General features: G+C 65.7%; 17 protein-coding genes and 1 pseudogene. 7 read left to right on the top strand and 11 right to left on the bottom strand.

The window, feature by feature from the left end:
• Position 1: 1 nt before the first annotated feature.
• Positions 2 to 1,186 (bottom strand): ABC transporter substrate-binding protein, encoded by a 1,185-nt coding sequence (locus tag WBQ80_RS11680; protein ID WP_336573382.1) that lies wholly within the window; start codon positions 1,184 to 1,186, stop codon positions 2 to 4.
• 641 nt (positions 1,187 to 1,827) lie between these two features.
• On the opposite strand from WBQ80_RS11680, the gene WBQ80_RS11675 reads away from it, so the two are divergent.
• The gene (locus tag WBQ80_RS11675) at positions 1,828 to 2,340 is read left to right on the top strand and encodes an SOUL family heme-binding protein (protein ID WP_336573381.1); all 513 of its coding nucleotides are present in this window, start codon (positions 1,828 to 1,830) and stop codon (positions 2,338 to 2,340) included.
• A 250-nt stretch (positions 2,341 to 2,590) separates the two neighbouring features.
• Here the strand turns inward: WBQ80_RS11675 and WBQ80_RS11665 are convergent, their stop codons facing one another.
• Entirely contained in the window at positions 2,591 to 3,223 is a 633-nt protein-coding gene (locus WBQ80_RS11665; RefSeq protein ID WP_336573380.1) for a hypothetical protein, read from the bottom strand.
• Positions 3,224 to 3,674: 451 nt separating this feature from the next.
• On the opposite strand from WBQ80_RS11665, the gene WBQ80_RS11660 reads away from it, so the two are divergent.
• Positions 3,675 to 4,985: a hypothetical protein gene (locus tag WBQ80_RS11660; protein ID WP_336573379.1), complete on the top strand. Its 1,311-nt coding sequence runs from the start codon at positions 3,675 to 3,677 to the stop codon at positions 4,983 to 4,985.
• A 147-nt stretch (positions 4,986 to 5,132) separates the two neighbouring features.
• On the opposite strand, the gene WBQ80_RS11655 is transcribed toward WBQ80_RS11660, so the two are convergent.
• Positions 5,133 to 5,930: a helix-turn-helix transcriptional regulator gene (locus WBQ80_RS11655; protein ID WP_336573378.1), complete on the bottom strand. Its 798-nt coding sequence runs from the start codon at positions 5,928 to 5,930 to the stop codon at positions 5,133 to 5,135.
• Between the two features lie 262 nt (positions 5,931 to 6,192).
• Between WBQ80_RS11655 and WBQ80_RS11650 the strand changes: the two genes are divergently transcribed.
• The 3 genes from WBQ80_RS11650 (at position 6,193) to WBQ80_RS11640 (ending at position 8,865) form a co-directional block, all read left to right on the top strand.
• Entirely contained in the window at positions 6,193 to 7,395 is a 1,203-nt protein-coding gene (locus WBQ80_RS11650; protein ID WP_336573377.1) for a DUF6299 family protein, read from the top strand.
• Between the two features lie 121 nt (positions 7,396 to 7,516).
• Positions 7,517 to 8,200 carry a hypothetical protein gene (locus WBQ80_RS11645; protein ID WP_336573376.1) on the top strand — a complete coding sequence of 228 codons (684 nt, stop codon included), beginning with the start codon at positions 7,517 to 7,519 and terminating at the stop codon, positions 8,198 to 8,200.
• A gap of 107 nt (positions 8,201 to 8,307) precedes the next feature.
• On the top strand, positions 8,308 to 8,865 hold the full coding sequence (locus tag WBQ80_RS11640; RefSeq protein WP_336573375.1) for an SOUL family heme-binding protein: 558 nt from the start codon (positions 8,308 to 8,310) through the stop codon (positions 8,863 to 8,865).
• A gap of 69 nt (positions 8,866 to 8,934) precedes the next feature.
• Here the strand turns inward: WBQ80_RS11640 and WBQ80_RS11635 are convergent, their stop codons facing one another.
• A complete protein-coding gene (locus WBQ80_RS11635) occupies positions 8,935 to 9,156 on the bottom strand; it encodes a hypothetical protein (protein WP_336573374.1) in 222 nt (73 codons plus the stop codon).
• A 329-nt stretch (positions 9,157 to 9,485) separates the two neighbouring features.
• On the opposite strand from WBQ80_RS11635, the gene WBQ80_RS11630 reads away from it, so the two are divergent.
• Both WBQ80_RS11630 and WBQ80_RS11625 read left to right on the top strand, forming a co-directional pair.
• Complete coding sequence (locus tag WBQ80_RS11630; protein WP_336573373.1) at positions 9,486 to 10,817, top strand: DUF1254 domain-containing protein; 1,332 nt, start codon at positions 9,486 to 9,488, stop codon at positions 10,815 to 10,817.
• An 84-nt stretch (positions 10,818 to 10,901) separates the two neighbouring features.
• Positions 10,902 to 11,309, top strand: a complete 408-nt coding sequence (locus WBQ80_RS11625; protein ID WP_336573372.1) for a VOC family protein — start codon at positions 10,902 to 10,904, stop codon at positions 11,307 to 11,309.
• A 26-nt stretch (positions 11,310 to 11,335) separates the two neighbouring features.
• Here WBQ80_RS11625 and WBQ80_RS11620 read toward each other — a convergent pair.
• The 7 genes and pseudogenes from WBQ80_RS11620 to WBQ80_RS11590 form a co-directional block, all read right to left on the bottom strand.
• Positions 11,336 to 11,520, bottom strand: a pseudogene (locus tag WBQ80_RS11620) (AraC family transcriptional regulator); the annotation flags it as partial.
• A 103-nt stretch (positions 11,521 to 11,623) separates the two neighbouring features.
• A complete protein-coding gene (locus WBQ80_RS11615; protein WP_336573371.1) occupies positions 11,624 to 12,538 on the bottom strand; it encodes a hypothetical protein in 915 nt (304 codons plus the stop codon).
• A 165-nt stretch (positions 12,539 to 12,703) separates the two neighbouring features.
• Positions 12,704 to 13,168 carry a hypothetical protein gene (locus WBQ80_RS11610; RefSeq protein WP_336573370.1) on the bottom strand — a complete coding sequence of 155 codons (465 nt, stop codon included), beginning with the start codon at positions 13,166 to 13,168 and terminating at the stop codon, positions 12,704 to 12,706.
• Positions 13,169 to 13,353: 185 nt separating this feature from the next.
• A complete protein-coding gene (locus WBQ80_RS11605; RefSeq protein WP_336573369.1) occupies positions 13,354 to 14,262 on the bottom strand; it encodes an HNH endonuclease in 909 nt (302 codons plus the stop codon).
• Between the two features lie 2 nt (positions 14,263 to 14,264).
• Positions 14,265 to 15,314, bottom strand: coding sequence for a CHAT domain-containing protein (locus WBQ80_RS11600; protein ID WP_336573368.1), 1,050 nt, complete (start codon positions 15,312 to 15,314; stop codon positions 14,265 to 14,267).
• Positions 15,315 to 15,520: 206 nt separating this feature from the next.
• Positions 15,521 to 16,540: a class 1b ribonucleoside-diphosphate reductase subunit beta gene (gene nrdF / locus WBQ80_RS11595; protein ID WP_336573367.1), complete on the bottom strand. Its 1,020-nt coding sequence runs from the start codon at positions 16,538 to 16,540 to the stop codon at positions 15,521 to 15,523.
• Positions 16,537 to 17,337, bottom strand: coding sequence for an NUMOD3 domain-containing DNA-binding protein (locus WBQ80_RS11590; protein WP_336573366.1), 801 nt, complete (start codon positions 17,335 to 17,337; stop codon positions 16,537 to 16,539). Before WBQ80_RS11590 ends, nrdF begins: the two co-directional genes overlap by 4 nt.
• Position 17,338: the final 1 nt, after the last annotated feature.

The following is a 17,338-nucleotide window of genomic DNA, read 5'->3' as shown; positions in this document are numbered from 1 at the left end:
CTCACTCCCCCGACTTCTCGGCGACGAGCTCGGCCACGGCGTCGAGCGTCGCCTGCGCGTCGGCCTTGCCCTGGTAGAGCTCGAGGAACAGCGCGCTGATGTCGCTCGACAGGCCCGGCACGCGTGCCTCGGCGGGGTGGTTGGCGAACCCGATGTCGCGCATGTCGAGGAAGGTCCGCGCGTGCGCCGGGTAGCCGTCCTCGAGCACGACGTCGTCGGCACCCGCGATCGAGGGCACGGCGTTGCCGCCGCCCTGGAGGCGGAACGTCTGCCCCTCGGCCGAGAGGAATTCGGTCCAGAACGTGAACGCGGCATCCTTCGCCTCGGTGCGGCCGTTGATCGCCAGGTACGACGCGGCCACGCCGGTGGAGGCCTCGGCGCCGTCGGGGGTGGGCCAGCGGACGATGTCGTAGTCGTCCTCGACGCCCGCGCTCATCACGGTGCCGATCGTGTAGCGGCCCTGCACGAAGAACCCCGCACCGTGCGTGACGAACTCGCTGTCGGCTCCGGCGCCCTCCGGCATCGTGTCGGCGACGACGAAGGTGCCGTCCTGGAAGTAGTCGCCGAGCGTGGTGACGGCGTCGACCGTGGCTGGGTCGGTGTTGCCGACGAACTCGCCCGAGTCGTCGTAGGCGGTTCCGCCCTGTGCCGAGATCCAGCTGTAATGCGTCGCCCAGTAGTTCCAGAACATGGAGCCGATGAGCCCGGCCTCGGCGAGCTTGTCGTTCATCTCGAGGTACTTCTCGGTGGTCCATTCGCCGTTCTCGGCGAGCGTTGCGGGATCCTCGGTGATGCCGGCGGCCGCCAGAGCGCTCTTGTCGTACCAGAGCACGTCCGGGTTGGAGTCGTTGGGGGCGGCGTAGTACTCGCCGTCGCGCTCGGCGACGCCGAACAGCCCGGGGAAGAAGTCATCGGGCCGTGTCTCGCTCGCGTCCGACTCCATGAGGTCACCGAGCGGGAGGAGGACGTCGGCGTCGACGAACTGGCCGAGCATGTCGTCGCCGATGTAGAAGACATCGGGCGCCGTGCCGCTCGTGAGCTGCGCGAGGAGCTTGGAGTGGTAGTCGCCGTAGCTGGCGACCGGCTGCAGCTCGACCGTGATGTCGGGGTGGCGCTCCATGAAGTCCTGGTTGAACTCCTCGAAGCGCGTCAGCTCCTCCGGGGTGCCCCACGTCGACCAGACCACCGTGTCCTCGTCGGATCCGCCGCCGCCTCCCCCGCTGCAGGCAGCCAGCCCGATCGTCATCACGCTGATTGCGCCGGCTGCGAGCAGACGCCTCGTCATTGAGTTCGCACGGCGCATCGCGCCCACCTCTTCCGTCGTTGGTCTTCACACCGGCGTATCCGGCACTCAGTATTTTGTATACAGAACGCAGCGAGGTCAAGCCTTGGTTCCATCTGCGTCGACATCTCGAACGCCCAACGTGACGTCGACTACCGGACAACCGTCGGCTTCGTCCTTGCGCGGGACCGACGCGCTCTGGGCGCCCGTACGCAGTTCGGCATAGCTCGAGCGTGGGAACGCAATCCCCCTGCCGCCGAGAAGCTCTCGCCTACCCCCACCGACCTCGCATCGCACTGAGTCGATCGCAGAGCCGCCGAAGGCTCCCCGTCGAGAACGGGAACGCGGCGAGCATTCCTTCGCCGAGCGGCTGCAGCTCGAGCCGGTCGCCGGAGGCCAGGGCCACGTGGATTCCGTGACTCGACCGTGTATCGATGAAGACGCGACCCGGTGCGATCTGCTCGATGTCTCGCCATGGGATCACGGCGAGTGCGACCGGATCGCAGGCCGGCCCTCACCAACGTCGAAAGCGGGCGTAGCCTCGGATGGTGACCGAGCAACAGCCGTTCGAGGTCGCCCAGGAGCATGACGGGTGGGAGGTGCGCCACTATCCGTCACACGTCGTGGCCGAGACCGTGGTGCGGGGCGTGCCGTTCGAGGATGCCGGCAATCAGGCCTTCCGCCTGCTCGTCGGCTACATCGGCGGTGAGAACGCCGCCCGCCGTTCGATCGAGATGACGGCGCCGGTAGTGCAGTCGCCGGAGAAGATCGCGATGACGGCGCCCGTGCTGCAGGAGCGGACCAGTGAAGGGCATGTCGTGGCCTTCGTGCTGCCGGCGGGGATCACTGAGGCCGAGGCGCCGATCCCCACTCGTCCCGAAGTGAGGTTGCGGACAGTGCCGGAGCAGCTGGTGGCCGTACTCCGGTTCAGCGGTCGCTGGACGCGGGAGTCGTGGGAGCGGCACCGCGACGAACTGCTCGCCAGGGTGAGTTCCGCGGGGCTCCCGGTCCTCGGCGAACCGCGTTTCGCGCGTTTCAACCCGCCCTTCACCCCCTGATTCCTGCGCCACAACGAGGCGCAGGTGGAGGTGGAACGCGCCGCCTGATCCCGTGCGACGGCCGTGATCGGCAAGACGGCGACCGCGGATGCCGCGGCGCCGAGCTCTGCGCGCCATCCGCTGATCTGCTCGGCCGACGCGACGTACACGATGCGCCCGAGCCCGACCCACGCGTGCGCCGCCGAACACGTCGGGCAGTGCTCCCCCGACGTGTACACCGTCGCCGCCGCCGCCCGCTCACGATCTCGTGCTACGTCCACCGATGCCGCATGGCGCTGAGCTGAGCGCTGAGACGGAGAAGGCTCTTCGTCGAGAAGGGGAACGCAGCGACGAGTCCTTCGCCGAGCGGATGCAGCTCGAGCTGTTCGCCGGAGGACAATGACACGTGGAGTCCCTGACTCGACCTGGTGTCGATCGATACACGACCCGGCGCGATCTTCACGACGTGCCGCCACGGGATCACCGCCAGTGCGACGGGCTCCCGCGCCGGCCCTCCCCAGAAGGTGAGACCCGTAACCGTGCACGACACGGTGAAGTCGTAGCCCAGCGATTCCGAGTCCTGCACGACCGCATAGGGCTCAAGCGCTTCCCGAAGCCGCCGGGTCCTCCCCGACGAAAACACCAGTCCCTCTTGGTGACGAACGCGATCCCACACGCTCGTGTCCCGCCACGCGCCGATCATCCGGTAGGCCCCGAGACCCAAGACGAAGAGAGCGAGCACGGTGATCGCCCCGACGGGGACGATGACCGCATTGCCGAAGCCGCGCTCCGCCAGTCGCGCCGCAGCGACGGCCGCAAGCGCGCCCAGCAGCGCCACGCCCGCTGCTGTTCCGGCCGATGTCGCTCGCCGTTGCCATGAACGAAGCGGAAGCAGCTCTGCCACGCGGTCCCCTCCGTCATCATCACGTCAGGGCCCAGCGTAAGCGCACCCGCCGCTACGCGATTCACTCGCCTCGCCTCGTTCAGCGCCTCGGCCGCCTGATCAGTCCCATACCCTCAGCGCAGCGGATGGCACGACTGACTCGCCCGGCAAGCGCACCGCTACTCCGCTGTGTACACCGTCGCGCCGCCCGTTCGTCGGCGGTCAGGTTCGCCGCCGCCCACCGCGCGATCTCGAACTCCGGATGCCGCGTGGCATCCCCCGTCGTCACCTCACGGTTGCGGCGGTGAGCGGACCCAAGCTGTTCCGCGCCAGTGCAGGCCCTCGCGGATGCACCCGATCGGGGGGTGACTCACCGGGGTGCGCTACCGATAGACAGAAGGATGCGGCCCTACCTCGCGGGCACTGTGTGATCCGAATCCGATGATTCGGGTCGCCGTCGGAGGGAACAGGGATGAACATGACGGTGGATTCCTCGGTCCGCAACGAAGCACAGAACGACGCCGGTCCATCTCCGAATGGGCGCCGCTCCGCCGTCGTTTCGCTTGTTCTCTCCGGGCTCGGGGTTCTGTTGACGTTCGGTATTGTGGCACCGCTCGCGTCGAAGGAGCTCGCTGCGTTCTTCTTCCCACCCTGGTGGCGAGCGTTTGCGATCGTGGTGACGTTCGGTCTCCTCGCGGCGGGCTTCGTCGCCGCCATCTGGTCGCTCGTTGCCGCGAGGCGGATGATTCATGGCGCACTCGCCGTCTCGATCGCCGCCGGCGTGATCTGGACCGTCTCCATCGCGGTCGTGACGTACTTCTCGTTCGGATACCAGGTGTCGGCGGGTGACCTGTACTCCGAACAGCTCGCCGACTCTCCGACTACCCGAGCCGCCCCGCTCCCGTACGGCAGCGAGGTGGAGCTTCGCACTCTCGGCACCCGGAACCCCGCGATGCTCGTGGCGGCCGGGGATCCCATCGATATCACCCAGGAGGCCATCGCTGCAGGCGCACCCGCCCCTGAGGATCAGTACATCGCCGTTCCGCTAACGGTGCGCGTCATCGACGCAGCCGAAATCGATCCCGACCTCCTCCCCGATCGGCGGTGGGATACCGAAAGCGGTTACGAGGCGTGGCCGGTCGAATTCTCGATCGCTGGATACGAGGCGCTCAAAGGGTGGGACCTCAACGTCGAAGGCGAGTACAGCCGCTACGACGTCTTCGACGCCGATTGGTCTTCAGCTGAGGATTCGCGCTATACGTGGTTGCTGCCTGCACGAGGGCAACGGATCTACTGGGGCGCCGCAATCGAGGAGTTCATCCCGGAGGCTGATCGGGCGACCTATGGATCCTGGGTCGACCTGACCTCTACCGTGACGGGCGAGAATGCGGCACGGATCCGCGTTGATCGGCCTGTCGACGTGACCGATGCCGCGGATGCCGCCTCGGTCCCTCGGCCCGCGAACGGCGCATATTTCGCCTGCCACGTCACCGTCGAAGTAGATCGCTCCGCGCTGGCTGATCCGAACGCCGACTTCCGGTTCCCCGACATGATTTACACGATCCCCGAGGGCGCGAGCGTCGAATCACCGACCTTTGCTGCCGATCACGTGATACCCGGTTACCCCACTGTGAAGGAGCTTGCGTCAGCCGACTCCGCAACTACGTTCGAGTACGACTACGTCTTCGAAGCGCCGCCGTCGCTCGGACCCGACGGATCATGTGTCGTGATGCTGGCCGAAACCGAGTCAGGCGTCTCGTACTCGATCCAGTTCGTGCCCTGAAGCGATCGCGTCGCCATTCGGCGCCACCCCCGTCGGCGCGCGACACCGCCGACCGATGCGTCCGAGCTTCCGTAGAGCGTCCGGAGTGAGGGCGCGATGAAGGAACAGCGATCAGGACACCTTGGGGCATGCAGAAGGAATTCCGTGTCAAGGGAGGTCGCGCTGCCGCTCCCACCAGGCTGCGGCGGCGGCGCGACCGGGAAGGCCAGCCTTCTCGTACACCGATGAGAGGTGTTTGCGGACGGTGCGTTCCGTAATGAAGAGGCGGGAAGCGATCTGAGTGTTTGTCCACCCCGCGGCCATCAGGGTAAGCACTTCCGCCTCGCGCCGGCTTGGTGCTTCCCGGGCACCCCGGACCTGACCGCGCTCGGTGTCCTTCGGCGAGCCAGAGTCGGCCAGGGAGGCAAGCTGATGAAGCGCACCTTGCACAGCTCGCCGATAGCGGAATGCCGCAACGACCGGTTGCTGGAAGCGACTCAGCGCCAGCACTTCGTCATCGGAGAAGTCTCTCTTCGCGCGATTGAGGCCGACAAACACCACAGCATCCCGACCGAGATGGAGGGTGGCTCCAAGCGAGTATCGACCATTCCAGGGATGATGCATCACCCACCACGTCTCGGTCGTCCAGAACCGATCAAGGTTCACCTCGTCGCTCACGCGGACCGCCCTCGCGGTCCCCAAACGCTGCTGCGCAAGAATGCCAGGGTGCTTGGCAGCGAAGAGGGTGGCGCTAGCGGCTGTTGCCTCGGAGCAGGCGGGGCCGCCGCCCACCACCACGCGGATCTGGGGTTCGGGCACCGCGTGCCGCATCGACGTGACGCCGACTCCGCCGTCCGCATCGAAGAGAACGGAGAGCCGTTCGGCAAAGCCCTGCTCGTCGAACTCATCACGAGCGATCGAATGCGCAGATTCGACTGCGAACTGCAGCGTGTCGGCAACGTTCATGGCGCCCTTCTGACTCCGGGGGCAACGACCGGACACCATCAGATTGGCAGAAACGGCGGTGTGTCGAAAGAGTGTCGGAATCGACACCTGCTGGACCGAGCCGCTGAATGGGACCATCCGGTATACCGCTCCAATAGGCGGCTCGTGCGGTTCCTTCGTTCCTGGAGAGCGCGGGATTCCCACGATTCGGAACGACTCCTACTCCCGGTAGATGAGGGTCAGGCGTCCTATCGCACGTGTCACGTTGAGAAGGGGTTGTCCGATGGATGGACTGACTTGGCGTCAACGGCTCTCCGCCTTGACGGTTGCAGCACTGGCCTGCCTGCTTTTTTCGGCGACACCCGCTCATGCGGCGGCACCCACCAACGACAACTTCGCCGATGCAGCCGAGATCGCACAGCTGCCGTTCTCCGAGACACTGGATGCGAGCGAGGCCTCGGCGGAGCAAGGCGAGGAGAACCTTTGCAACGGTGGTGGCGCATCGGTCTGGTACCTGTTCACGCCCGACCGCGACATGTCCGTCAAGGCCGAAGCGAGTGACAACATCACCTTCCAGACGGTCGGCCTCTCCCTGTATACCGGCACATCGCTCGACGCTCTGACACCGATCGCGTGCGGAACGCAGAGCCCCCTCGGCTACTTCTTCCCGCAGTCGATCGACTTCTATGCCACAGCCGGCACCACCTACTTCGTCCGCGCGGCGGGGTTCACTGGAACGCTGGGCACCTTCACCCTCGACGTTGAGGAGCTCATCCGCCCCGCCAACGACGACAGGACGAACGCGCAACCAGTCGGCGATCTGCCCGCTTCAGTGAGCGCAGACACCACGAATGCCACAACCGAACCCGGCGAGGAGCGACCCTGCGGAGGCAGCACCGGATCCGTCTGGTACTCAGTCACCACAGCCACCGCAAGCGATTTGTCGGTGCGGCCAGCCTCGGCCGGTGTCGCGGTCTATGACGTCGACGGCGGCCTTATCGGCTGCGGTGGACCGTTCCGCACCGTGGCCGGCGGAACCTACCTGATCCAGGTCGTGAGTTACCCCAGCCAGGGGCCTATCAACTTTGAGGTTCGCACCTACACCCCAATTACGGGCTCAGTTTCGGTTGATTCACAAGCGACGATAGACCGATTCGGGAAGGTGACTGTGACCGGCACCCTCCGCTGCACCGGCGACTTCGGTACCGGATTCAACGTCCAGGTCACACTCCAACAGCAATTGGGGAAGCAGCCCGTTGCCGAGGGTTATGGCTTTGCCTCCCCCTATACGCCGCCCGGCCAAGCGATTTGTGATGGGCAGCCACACGCGTGGACGGCAATTGTCTACGACAGCCAGACATCGACCGCGTTTTGGACGGGATCGATGACGGCCATTCCGTCTGCAACTATCCTCACGGACCCGTATTACTTCCAGGCCGACCTGTCTGGGCCGACGAGCAAAGTCTCCGCCAAGCGCGCGAAATAGAGCTCTCGCGGCGGTGCCCAGCAACTCCTGCAATTCCGAATTTCAAGGTGGAAACTACTCGCAATCTGGGTGGGTTCGGGGACAGGGTTCTACGACACCAGGGAGTGAGTAAGGAGTCGATATGCACTTGCGCATCGCACTCGCCGCGATGATGACCGTTGCGGTTTCGCTCGGTTGCGCGTCGTGCGTCGCCGCCACCGGGTCACCGCCCTCGAGCGAACCGTCGGGCAGCGAGTCGCCGGCATCGGATACCGAGTCTCCGACGGCCGAACCTGAACCGGCGACGGCTCTCGTCACGCTCGATTTCGAAGGCGGCAGTCGACTTGACCCGGCGGCGAGCGTCGGATGGAGGATCTCGTTCGGGTCCGATGCTGATTGGGCACCCGATTCCGAGGCGCCGGAAGACGAGGTGCAATTCGTGCACGCGAATGGATCGTGCACTGCGCGCTACATCCAGGAGGTCATCGAGACATCGGCCACGGACGACGCCGCGGCATCCGATGAGTTCCTTGCTGAGCTGACCGGGGACACTGTCGAATCAAATGCTCCCTACGTGGCCGACGGTCACTTCGCGCTTACAGGACCCGAGGAAGATCCGGGAGCCACTGTTGCGACGCGAACCATCCTCCTCGGCGATGGTGACTCCACGTGGCTCATCGCCGTCCGAGTGTTCACCGCACTCGACCCGAGCATCCACGGAATGAGCAACGCTTACACGCTCGAACTGAACTGCGTATCGGGTATCGATCCCGAAAGCGTGGTCGAGTCGTTGGACGAGGTCGCGGCGATCACCGTCTCGCAGTGATCTCTCGCGATTCCCTCGCGTAACTCGGCCTCCGCCACACGTGCGGCGGATGGGCGACGGCATCCCTTCACGGGCCATGACCTCGAAAGCGGGCGTAGCCTCGCAATGTGACCGAGCAGCAGCCGTTCGACGTCGTCCAGGAGCATGACGGGTGGGAGGTGCGCCACTATCCGTCACACGTCGTGGCCGAGACCGTGGTGCGGGGCGTGCCGTTCGAGGATGCCGGCAATCAGGCCTTCCGCCTGCTCGTCGGCTACATCGGCGGTGAGAACGCCGCCCGCCGTTCGATCGAGATGACGGCGCCGGTGGTGCAGTCGCCGGAGAAGATCGCGATGACGGCGCCCGTGCTGCAGGAGCGGACCAGTGAAGGGCATGTCGTGGCCTTCGTGCTGCCGGCGGGGATCACTGAGGCCGAGGCGCCGATCCCCACTCGTCCCGAAGTGAGGTTGCGGACGGTGCCGGAGCAGTTGGTGGCCGTACTCCGGTTCAGCGGTCGCTGGACGCGGGAGTCGTGGGAGCGGCACCGCGACGAACTGCTCGCCAGGGTGAGTTCCGCGGGGCTCCCGGTCCGCGGCGAACCGCGTTTCGCGCGTTTCGACCCGCCCTTCACCCCCTGGTTCCTGCGCCACAACGAGGCGCAGGTGGAGGTGGAACGCGCCGCCTGATCCGGCGCCCCGCATTCCGATGGCCCGCATCTGCGCGGCAATCGCCTGGTGGTGTGAAGCCACGCCCGATCAGGTCGACCGAGCCGTCTGCTCGATGAGCGTCCGAACCTCGGGAACGAGCTCGTCGACCGGTCCCTCGACCGGCAGCCCCGGCGCGACCGCCGTGATCGGCAAGACCGCGACAGCGGATGCCGCGGCACCGGCCGCTGCGCGCCATCCGCTGATCTGTTCGGCCGACGCCACGTACACGATGCGCCCGAGCCCGACCCACGCGTGCGCCGCCGAGCACATCGGCAGTGCTCCCCCGACGTGTACACCGTCGCCGCCGCCCGCTCGTCGGCGGTCAGGTTCGCCGCCGCCCAGCGCGCGATCTCGAACTCCGGATGCCGCGTGGCATCCCCCGCCGTCACCTCACGGTTGCGGTCTTCGAACCGCACCGTGCCGGACGTGTCGACGAGCACCGACCCGAACGGGCCGTCGCCGGCGTCGAGCGCTTCACGCGCGAGCTCGACCGCGCGGCGCAGATGGACGAGGTCGGCCTCGGAGATCGTCATGCGTCCAAGCTAGGCGCGCGGCACGCCCGGTGGCGAGCACCGACCCAGCCGCGCGAGGATGGCTCCATGTCGACCCCGCTCGAAGACCTTGCGACTCAGGCCTACCTGTTCGGCTTCCCCCTCGTGTTCAACCTCGATCAGGTCGAGCGCTACGTGACATCCGGGGTCGGAAAGAACGCCGCCGCGCCGTGGAATCGTTTCAGCCACGCCCGCGCGCTCGCCGGCCCCGAGGACACGTTCGTCACGATCAACAACGACACGGTGTACTCGATGGCGCAGCTCGACCTCGGCGTCGGCCCGGTGCGGCTCGAGGTGCCCGACACGGCGGGCCGCTATTACGTGCTGCAGTTCGTTTCGGCGTGGACCGACAACTTCGCCTACATCGGCCATCGGGCCACCGGCACGGATGCCGCGACGCATTTGCTCGTCCCGCCCGGCTGGAGCGGAGAGGCGGCTCCCGGCGAGACCGTCGTCCGCGTGCCCACGCGCGTCGCGTCGATCGTCGGACGCTGGGCGGTCGCCGGCGACGACGACCTGCCCGCGGTGCATGCGCTGCAGGATGCCACGACCCTGACCCCGATCGGCTCGGCCACCCCCGAGGGCCTGCCCTCGAGCAAGGCGGCGACAGGCAGCGAGGCGCTGCAGTTCTTCGACAGGCTGCGGCTGTGGAGCCAGGCGTTCCCGCCCGCCCCGCGCGATGCCGGCACGCTCGCCGCCTTCGCCCCGCTCGGCCTCACGGCGACCGGCGCCACCCCATACGGCGAAGACCCCGAGCTGGATGCCGCACTGGAGGCCGGCTACGCCAAGGGCAAAGCCGTGCTCGAGGCCGCCGTCGCGTCGGGCGGCGGCAACCCGGTCGTGAACGGCTGGAACCTCGCCTACCACTCGTTCGACTACAACCTCGACTACTTCGAGGTCGGCTCACTCGACGACCCGGCGTTCAAGATCGCCGACCCGGCGCACCGGATCGTCCAGCGCGCGGGCGCCGCCCTCGGCGGGCTCTGGGGCAACCAGGCCTTCGAGGCCGCCTACATCGCCACCTACGTCGACGACCACGGCGACCGGCTCACCGGCGAGCGCACCTACACGCTCACCCTGAGCCCGCCGCCCCCGGTCGGCGCGTTCTGGTCGCTCACGATGTACGACGTGCCCGACTACTACCTCGTCGCCAACCCGATCGACCGCTACTCGATCGGCGACCGAACCCCCGGCATCCGCTACGAGGATGATGGCTCGCTCGTCATCACCATCTCCCACACGGAGCCCGCCGACGAGAAGGCCCGCGCCAACTGGCTGCCCACACCGGCTGGCGAGTTCCGGCCGGTGCTGCGCATGTACGAGCCCGCCGCCGCCATCCTCGACCAGACCTACCTCGTGCCCGCCATCACGCGGGTCTGACGCGGCGCTCTCCCCGGGGTCGCCCTTTCCAGTGAGACGGATGTCACGCCGCCGCGCCGTGCGTCCCGTCCATAGGATGTCCCGGTGCCTCTCTTCGATCACATCGGCATCACCGTCGACGACCTCCCCCGCGCGATCGCCCAGTTCGACCCGGTGATGCAGGCGCTCGGCTGCACCCGGCAGGACGCCGACAACGGCGTCTCCTGGTACCTCGGCGAGGAGGAGCTGATCCTCTTCCCCGCCCGCGAGCCGGGCACCGGCCCCCACCGGCACGGCCAGGTCGGATGGCAGCACCTCGCCTTCCCCGTCGCCTCCCGCGCCGAGGTCGACCGCCTCCACCAGATCGCGACGGATGCCGGGTGGACGGCGGTCAGCGGACCGAAGCTCTTCCCGCGCTTCAACGACCGCTACTACGCCGCCTTCGTCGAGGACGACAACGGCATCCGCCTTGAGTTCATGCACAATCCACCGCGGGACGCCGGCACGATGTGAGCGGCGCTTTCGCAACCGGTCACGGCTCACTCACGCTCGACCGGCAGCCACAATTCCGTCGTCGCGGTACTGAAGTCCTCGGCCCGCTCGAGCACCGCCACCATCGACGGTCCCGGCCGCAGCCGCCACGGGTTCGACGAGAACCAGTCCGCGGCCGTGCCGCCCACATCGCCTGCCGTTCCTCGGGATATGCCCCTGATGATCGGAACACACACCCATCTTTCCGGCCTGCCAGCGTCACCGTGCGAAGAGCCGAGGTCGCCGTCCCGACATGATGGGTGCCGCCGCACGGGTGCGGCGACACCCACCGGAGATCAGGCGGCCTGGTCGGAGCTGTCGCCCCCGTCGTACCGCTCGTCGACGAAGGCCTTGAAGACCCTCAGAAGATCCTCCCTACTCGCAATCGCCCTCAGAGTCACGCGAAGACTCGTCGTCCGTCCGGGCTGAAGGTCGCGCTGCTTCCTGAGGTCAGCCTTCCGCGCGTTCCAGACCTTGCCGTCAGACATGAGAATGGCCTGCTCCATCTGCGCATACGAAAGGACCACCGTGTCGTAGTAGCGGCCCGCAGACATCAGAAGTGTGGGACGCGCCCAGCCAACAGGGACGAGCAGCAGAGGCTCGCCCTTCACCACGGGAAGGGTGAACTCGGCCTCGTCCCATTCGCAGGAGTCGGGGTTCCACACGGGCTTCCTGTACGTGCGTACCTCTTTGCCGTCGGCGGCGAACTCTGGATAGTCGGCGATCATCTGCTCGGTGAAGCGTCCGAGCGGCTCGAAGTAGATCCGAGTTGCAATGTCGCTCGTGATGTCCTTGTCAATGCCACCTACGAAGACCGGAAGGTCCTCCAGTTGATGGAGAATGCCCAGCCGCACGAGGGCTTCCAGGTCGCCGACGAAGGCCTCCCAGATCCAGCCACCCACTACCGAGGCACCGCCACGTCCGTGGAAGCCCTCGTCCGACATGCCAAGTCGCGTCTCCCAGGGCTCGACGAACCGCTCGAGGAGCTCCCGTCCGCGCCCAAGTGCGCCGGGAGACCCGTCAAAGACGCAGTCGGTGACGGTGGTGAGGAATGTATCCGCACACCTCACTGCTTGGTCCGCATAACGCTGCGGGGACCTCCGCAGCCTGACGGCCCGCGGATCGATGTACAGCCGGTTGTCGGCGTCCACGTCCACGTCGATGAAGGGCACAGCACCCGTGATTCCGAAGTGATTCTTGATCGATGCCATAAGGCGATCTCCTCAATGTCGTGACACGAGGAGGAAGCAAGGTGAATCCCTTAGGTTTCTTCGCTACGCTGTAGGTGACCGTCAAAGTCACTACCGCGTCCTCGTGCCGGTTGTTCTGGCCCGTATCCGCTGCAACGGATCGGGCCAGAAGTCTGTATGGGGTTGTCATGCGCCATCCCTGGGCTGCCACTGTCCACGAGCGACGTTCACGACGCGGTCAGTGCGATTGAGGTAGGCGAGTGCCGCGCCGATGGCATCGCGTGTGTCATCCCGTCCGCCTGCGCGCAGGAACTCCTCGATCGCGGCGGGGCTTGCGGTTCCTCGCTCGTCGGCGATGGAACGCACTGCCGCCTCTACGGCGTCCGCCCGCGTCTGCTTTAGGAAGTCGTCCGTGCGCCGCACCGATCCAGGGGCGGAGTCCGCAGCGAAGTTGGGAGCGTCGATGTCTTCATCGGGGAACCGGCGCGCGAGCGCGAACCGATACCCCTGCTCCTCCTGCAGAAGTTGATCGCGCTTCACCTCAAGACCCTCGAGCTCACGACGCAGAGCCTGGATCTGCTTGTCAGTTTCGTGCCGCGCCTCAATGGTGCTCTCGATGAGCTCTACGAGTGTGCTTGCAGTGATGGCCATGAAAACCTCCTCAGGTTCCATGATACCACACTCGCAGACCTCTGTGTTGGGTCCTAAGTATATTGAATCTATATTGACCCACACCGGAGACAGAACGAAGATGATCCCTAACCGCATCTGATCCAAGAGATGCCCGCTCGGTCGGGGGTTCGAAACAGCTGGACGAGGTCGGTTCGCCGGCTACATCAAGGCGCCGAGATGGAGCCGAGTGCCGACCGCGGCACGCTCATCATCTGGATCGGGTCAAGCGGCCAATCGACAACAAGAACCTCCGCGAGGGATACGAAGAACTTAAAGCCATCATCTGCCTGCTCGACGACCAGCGAAACCTCGCCGCGACGTGCTGGACGATACGTGCGGTGAGCTCTCAACTGGCGGGCGATGGGGCCGGTTTTCAGCGGCTGGTTCCGCGGTGCACTGAGTGCGGTCTGCAGCTCCTCCCTAACAGCCTCCGCGCGCTCCGTGCGGAGCACTTCACCAAGGACCGCACAGGCGGCGAGGTAGGCGCTCTTGAGGAGGCCGACCTGAACCCGACCGGGATCCGGAGGTGAGTAGATCATCTCGAACTCGCCGCCATCGAATATCTCCGTAATGGCTTCGTCGTACTTACCGCGGTCGAAGATGAGGCCGACCCGTCCATCGGACGCCTCACGGACAAGCATGCGCGGCCCTACCCGCTTGCCTGGTACCGCGTCGCCACGGAAACTCGCACGGACTGCGTGCTCGTACCAGTCGAGCAGGTGCGGCTCGATTCGAGAGCCGAACTCGTTGTTGCACCGTTCACAGCTTCTCGTGATCACGCCTCCGCCCATGCTTTCCGGAGGGACGTGCTCAGCGGAGGTCGGCTTCGGGGCGAGACAGATCGGGCATTCCGGCAGCTCCACGAACCGGACCACGTGCAGCTTCTGAACGCTCACTTCGACCGCGTCTTTCGGTCGCGGCATCTGAAAGGTTCGCTCGACGTTTCCGGTGGCGAACGTCACCGAATGAAGGGCCGCCAGATTTCGATTCTCAGTCGTCCCGCGACCCTCGACCGCTGTGATCTCGCCGCGTTCCTTTGCGGCCTTCTTCGACTGCTCTTGCCGGTCGGCCATATTCACTCCGGTGGCTTCACGAGGATGGTCGTCGCCGCGTCGACCGAGTCAGCGGACGCGAGCGTGGGTAGGTCGGCGCCGTCGAGTCCAGCGAGCTCGAGTGCTGCACGACCGGCGCGGTGTGCCGCGCTGATGGACTGACCGTTCGCAAGTGATGCGTAGAACTGAGCTGCGTAGTTGATGGCATCGCCGTCATCGATTTCGTCAGCCATCCCGATGGCAAATGGCACAACGGCGCGGACGAGGTCGTCGATCTGTCCCGCCGAGCGGCAGGAGTTGAGGACTACAAGCACGGGCGGGTCGTCGGTGGCGTTGACCGCCGCGGCGAAGGCGCGTGCCGTGACACCGACTCCTGCGTTCGGTTCGTCCACGTCCGCTTCAAACACGAGTAAGTGCTCGTTGCTGTGACCGGAGAAATGGACGATGTGCGGCCGGAACTTCGTGATGCCGTCCAGAAGATCCGCACTGGTCGCGGCTGGACGGACATCGAGTTCGACGAGGTTTCGATGAAGGGCGGACTCCACGGCGGAACGGATACGCTTCTGCTCCCGTCCGACCCGAAGCTCGCCCTCTCCTGACGCTCCCAGGATGAGGACGCGAAGCTTCTCCGCTGAGGGCGGCTGCATTGTGCTGATGGCGTGTTCGACGGCGGTCTCCGCTGCCGACAGCCGGTTCTCGATCCGTGTCTCGCGGATGGCATCCCGGGTTCGTTCGCGCTGACGCTGCCGCTCCGCAGCCACGGCTTCGCTTCGCTGAGCCCGGGCGAGCTGTTCGGCGAGCCGGGCTTCTTCCCTGGAGTACTGGGTCGCTCGTGCCTCGTACCGGCTGGCTTCCTTCGCCGCCGCCGTGGCCTCATTATCGCGGCGTTCCGCTTCACGGAGCTTTGTCCGCGCGGTCGATTCGCTCTTCGTATTTCGGGCGGCTGCACGGGCTTTCGAGGCGTCAGTGCGCTTGCCAGACTCCTTCGCACGGTACTCACGCGCCCGCTTCTCGGCATCCAACCTCTGCCGCGTCTTCCGTTCGAGCTGACTGCGGAATGTCTGCGCGCTCATGCGGTTCCTGAGTCCTCGGGGATTCGCGATTAGGTGGCACCGCCTACTGCGGCGCAAAGGGTGCTCGTTCCGGGCCTAAATTCACGATCGACTAACCCGTCGAATGATCGGATTCAGTGTCCCGATTGATCAAGTAGGTTGGCGTTTCACAGAACGGATCCGGACGGCGCCAGCCTTGTCCACCTGACAGGTACGCGGATTACATATCAGAAGTCCCAGTCCTCGTCTTCCGTGACGACCGCCTTGCCGATCACGTAAGACGAGCCCGAACCCGAGAAGAAGTCGTGGTTCTCGTCGGCGTTCGGCGAGAGGGCCGCGAGGATCGCGGGGTTCACGTCGGTGACGGTCTTCGGGAACATCGGCTCGTAGCCGAGGTTCATGAGGGCCTTGTTGGCGTTGTAGTGCAGGAACTTCTTGACGTCTTCGGTGAGACCGACGCCGTCGTAGAGGTCCTGCGTGTACTGCACCTCGTTGTCGTAGAGCTCGTAGAGCAGCGAGAACGTGTAGTCCTTGATCTCCTCGCGCTCGGTCTCGGAGACGCGCTCGAGGCCCTTCTGGAACTTGTAGCCGATGTAGTACCCGTGCACGGCCTCGTCGCGGATGATGAGGCGGATCAGGTCGGCTGTGTTGGTGAGCTTCGCGCGCGACGACCAGTGCATCGGCAGGTAGAACCCTGAGTAGAACAGGAACGACTCGAGCAGCGTCGAAGCGACCTTGCGCTTGAGCGGTGAGTCGCCCTGGTAGTACTCCATGACGATCGCGGCCTTCTTCTGCAGGTTCGGGTTCTCGACCGACCATCGGAAGGCATCGTCGATGTCCTTCGTCGAGCACAGCGTCGAGAAGATCGACGAGTAGCTCTTCGCGTGCACCGACTCCATGAATGCGATGTTCGTGTACACCGCCTCTTCATGCGGCGTGATCGCATCCGGGATGAGCGACACCGCACCGACCGTGCCCTGGATCGTGTCGAGCAGCGTCAGGCCCGTGAACACCCGCATCGTGAGCTGCTGCTCGTCGGGCGTCAGCGTGTTCCACGACTGGATGTCGTTCGACAGCGGCACCTTCTCGGGCAGCCAGAAGTTGTTCACCAAGCGGTTCCAGACCTCGAGGTCCTTCTCGTCCTGGATGCGGTTCCAGTTGATCGCGTTGACGTGGTCGACCAGCTTGACCTTGCCCTGGTGGGCGGGGTCGTTCGTCGCCGAGTTCACGGGGTCCGTGAGCGTCATGAGCTGCCTCTTTCGTTGTTTCGATCGTCGATGCAGTGCCGGCACGTCTCCTTGAAGACGCCCTTGTTCGTGTGGTGCCGCGTGTGCGCGTTCCGGACGCTCGAGGGCATCGGGCGTCCCTTTCGGACAGCGGACATCTTGGCGCGAGTCTCAGCGCTCGCGGTCTTGCCGTAGTTCGGGTTCTTCTCGCCGCGCTTCTGCTCCGAGAGTCGCTCGAGCGTCTCCGGCGAGAAGACGCGGCCGTACGCCGGATGCGCCGGCCCGAACTTCCCGAAGTTCGGATTGGCCTCGCCGGCGTTGGTGCCCTTGCGAAGCTCAGACCAGCGGGCCTTCTGCTCGTCGGTGTGCGACCGACCAAACATCGGGTTCTCGGCGCCAGGCATGGAGACGCCGGGTCGACCCAGCATGCGCTGCCGTGCGGCTTCCCGCATCTCGTCAGTCCACTTGAATCCGGCCGCGCCGAGGCCGCCGGCTGTCAGATTGAGCAGGCGGTGTCCCTGTGCCCGGAGATCCACGATCCAGCGTTTCTCGGCCTCGCCCAGGTCCTCGAGTGAAGTCCAGATGAGTTCGAGCGGCACGATGTGCCAGTCATCGGTCTTCCGAAGCCAGTCATAGAACGCGGTCTTCTGCCCGGCCTTCGCCGCCTTGAGGTGCTGCGACATCCGCTTGGTGCAACTCAGCGTGGTCTGACCGACATATCGATACTCGCTTGAACCAAGGGTTCGCACCCCATAGACCCCGCCGACGAGACCGGCATAACCGACCTCGCGACGCCGGTATTCAATGGATTCAAGCATT

Origin of the sequence: Agromyces sp. CCNWLW213 (genome assembly GCF_037199545.1) — a bacterium.
In the GTDB taxonomy this organism is placed as follows: domain Bacteria; phylum Actinomycetota; class Actinomycetes; order Actinomycetales; family Microbacteriaceae; genus Agromyces.
Note: the sequence above shows the minus strand (reverse complement) of the source record. Positions and strands in the feature narration are given on the sequence as shown.

Coding starts and splice junctions, on each gene's coding strand:
- WBQ80_RS11675 (WP_336573381.1), top strand. CDS start 1,828: ATGGTGACCGAGCAACAGCCGTTCGAGGTCGCCCAGGAGCATGACGGG.
- WBQ80_RS11660 (WP_336573379.1), top strand. CDS start 3,675: ATGAACATGACGGTGGATTCCTCGGTCCGCAACGAAGCACAGAACGAC.
- WBQ80_RS11655 (WP_336573378.1), bottom strand. CDS start 5,930: ATGAACGTTGCCGACACGCTGCAGTTCGCAGTCGAATCTGCGCATTCG.
- WBQ80_RS11650 (WP_336573377.1), top strand. CDS start 6,193: ATGGATGGACTGACTTGGCGTCAACGGCTCTCCGCCTTGACGGTTGCA.
- WBQ80_RS11645 (WP_336573376.1), top strand. CDS start 7,517: ATGCACTTGCGCATCGCACTCGCCGCGATGATGACCGTTGCGGTTTCG.
- WBQ80_RS11635 (WP_336573374.1), bottom strand. CDS start 9,156: ATGTGCTCGGCGGCGCACGCGTGGGTCGGGCTCGGGCGCATCGTGTAC.
- WBQ80_RS11630 (WP_336573373.1), top strand. CDS start 9,486: ATGTCGACCCCGCTCGAAGACCTTGCGACTCAGGCCTACCTGTTCGGC.
- WBQ80_RS11615 (WP_336573371.1), bottom strand. CDS start 12,538: ATGGCATCGATCAAGAATCACTTCGGAATCACGGGTGCTGTGCCCTTC.
- WBQ80_RS11610 (WP_336573370.1), bottom strand. CDS start 13,168: ATGGCCATCACTGCAAGCACACTCGTAGAGCTCATCGAGAGCACCATT.
- WBQ80_RS11605 (WP_336573369.1), bottom strand. CDS start 14,262: ATGGCCGACCGGCAAGAGCAGTCGAAGAAGGCCGCAAAGGAACGCGGC.
- WBQ80_RS11600 (WP_336573368.1), bottom strand. CDS start 15,314: ATGAGCGCGCAGACATTCCGCAGTCAGCTCGAACGGAAGACGCGGCAG.
- nrdF (WP_336573367.1), bottom strand. CDS start 16,540: ATGACGCTCACGGACCCCGTGAACTCGGCGACGAACGACCCCGCCCAC.
- WBQ80_RS11590 (WP_336573366.1), bottom strand. CDS start 17,337: ATGCTTGAATCCATTGAATACCGGCGTCGCGAGGTCGGTTATGCCGGT.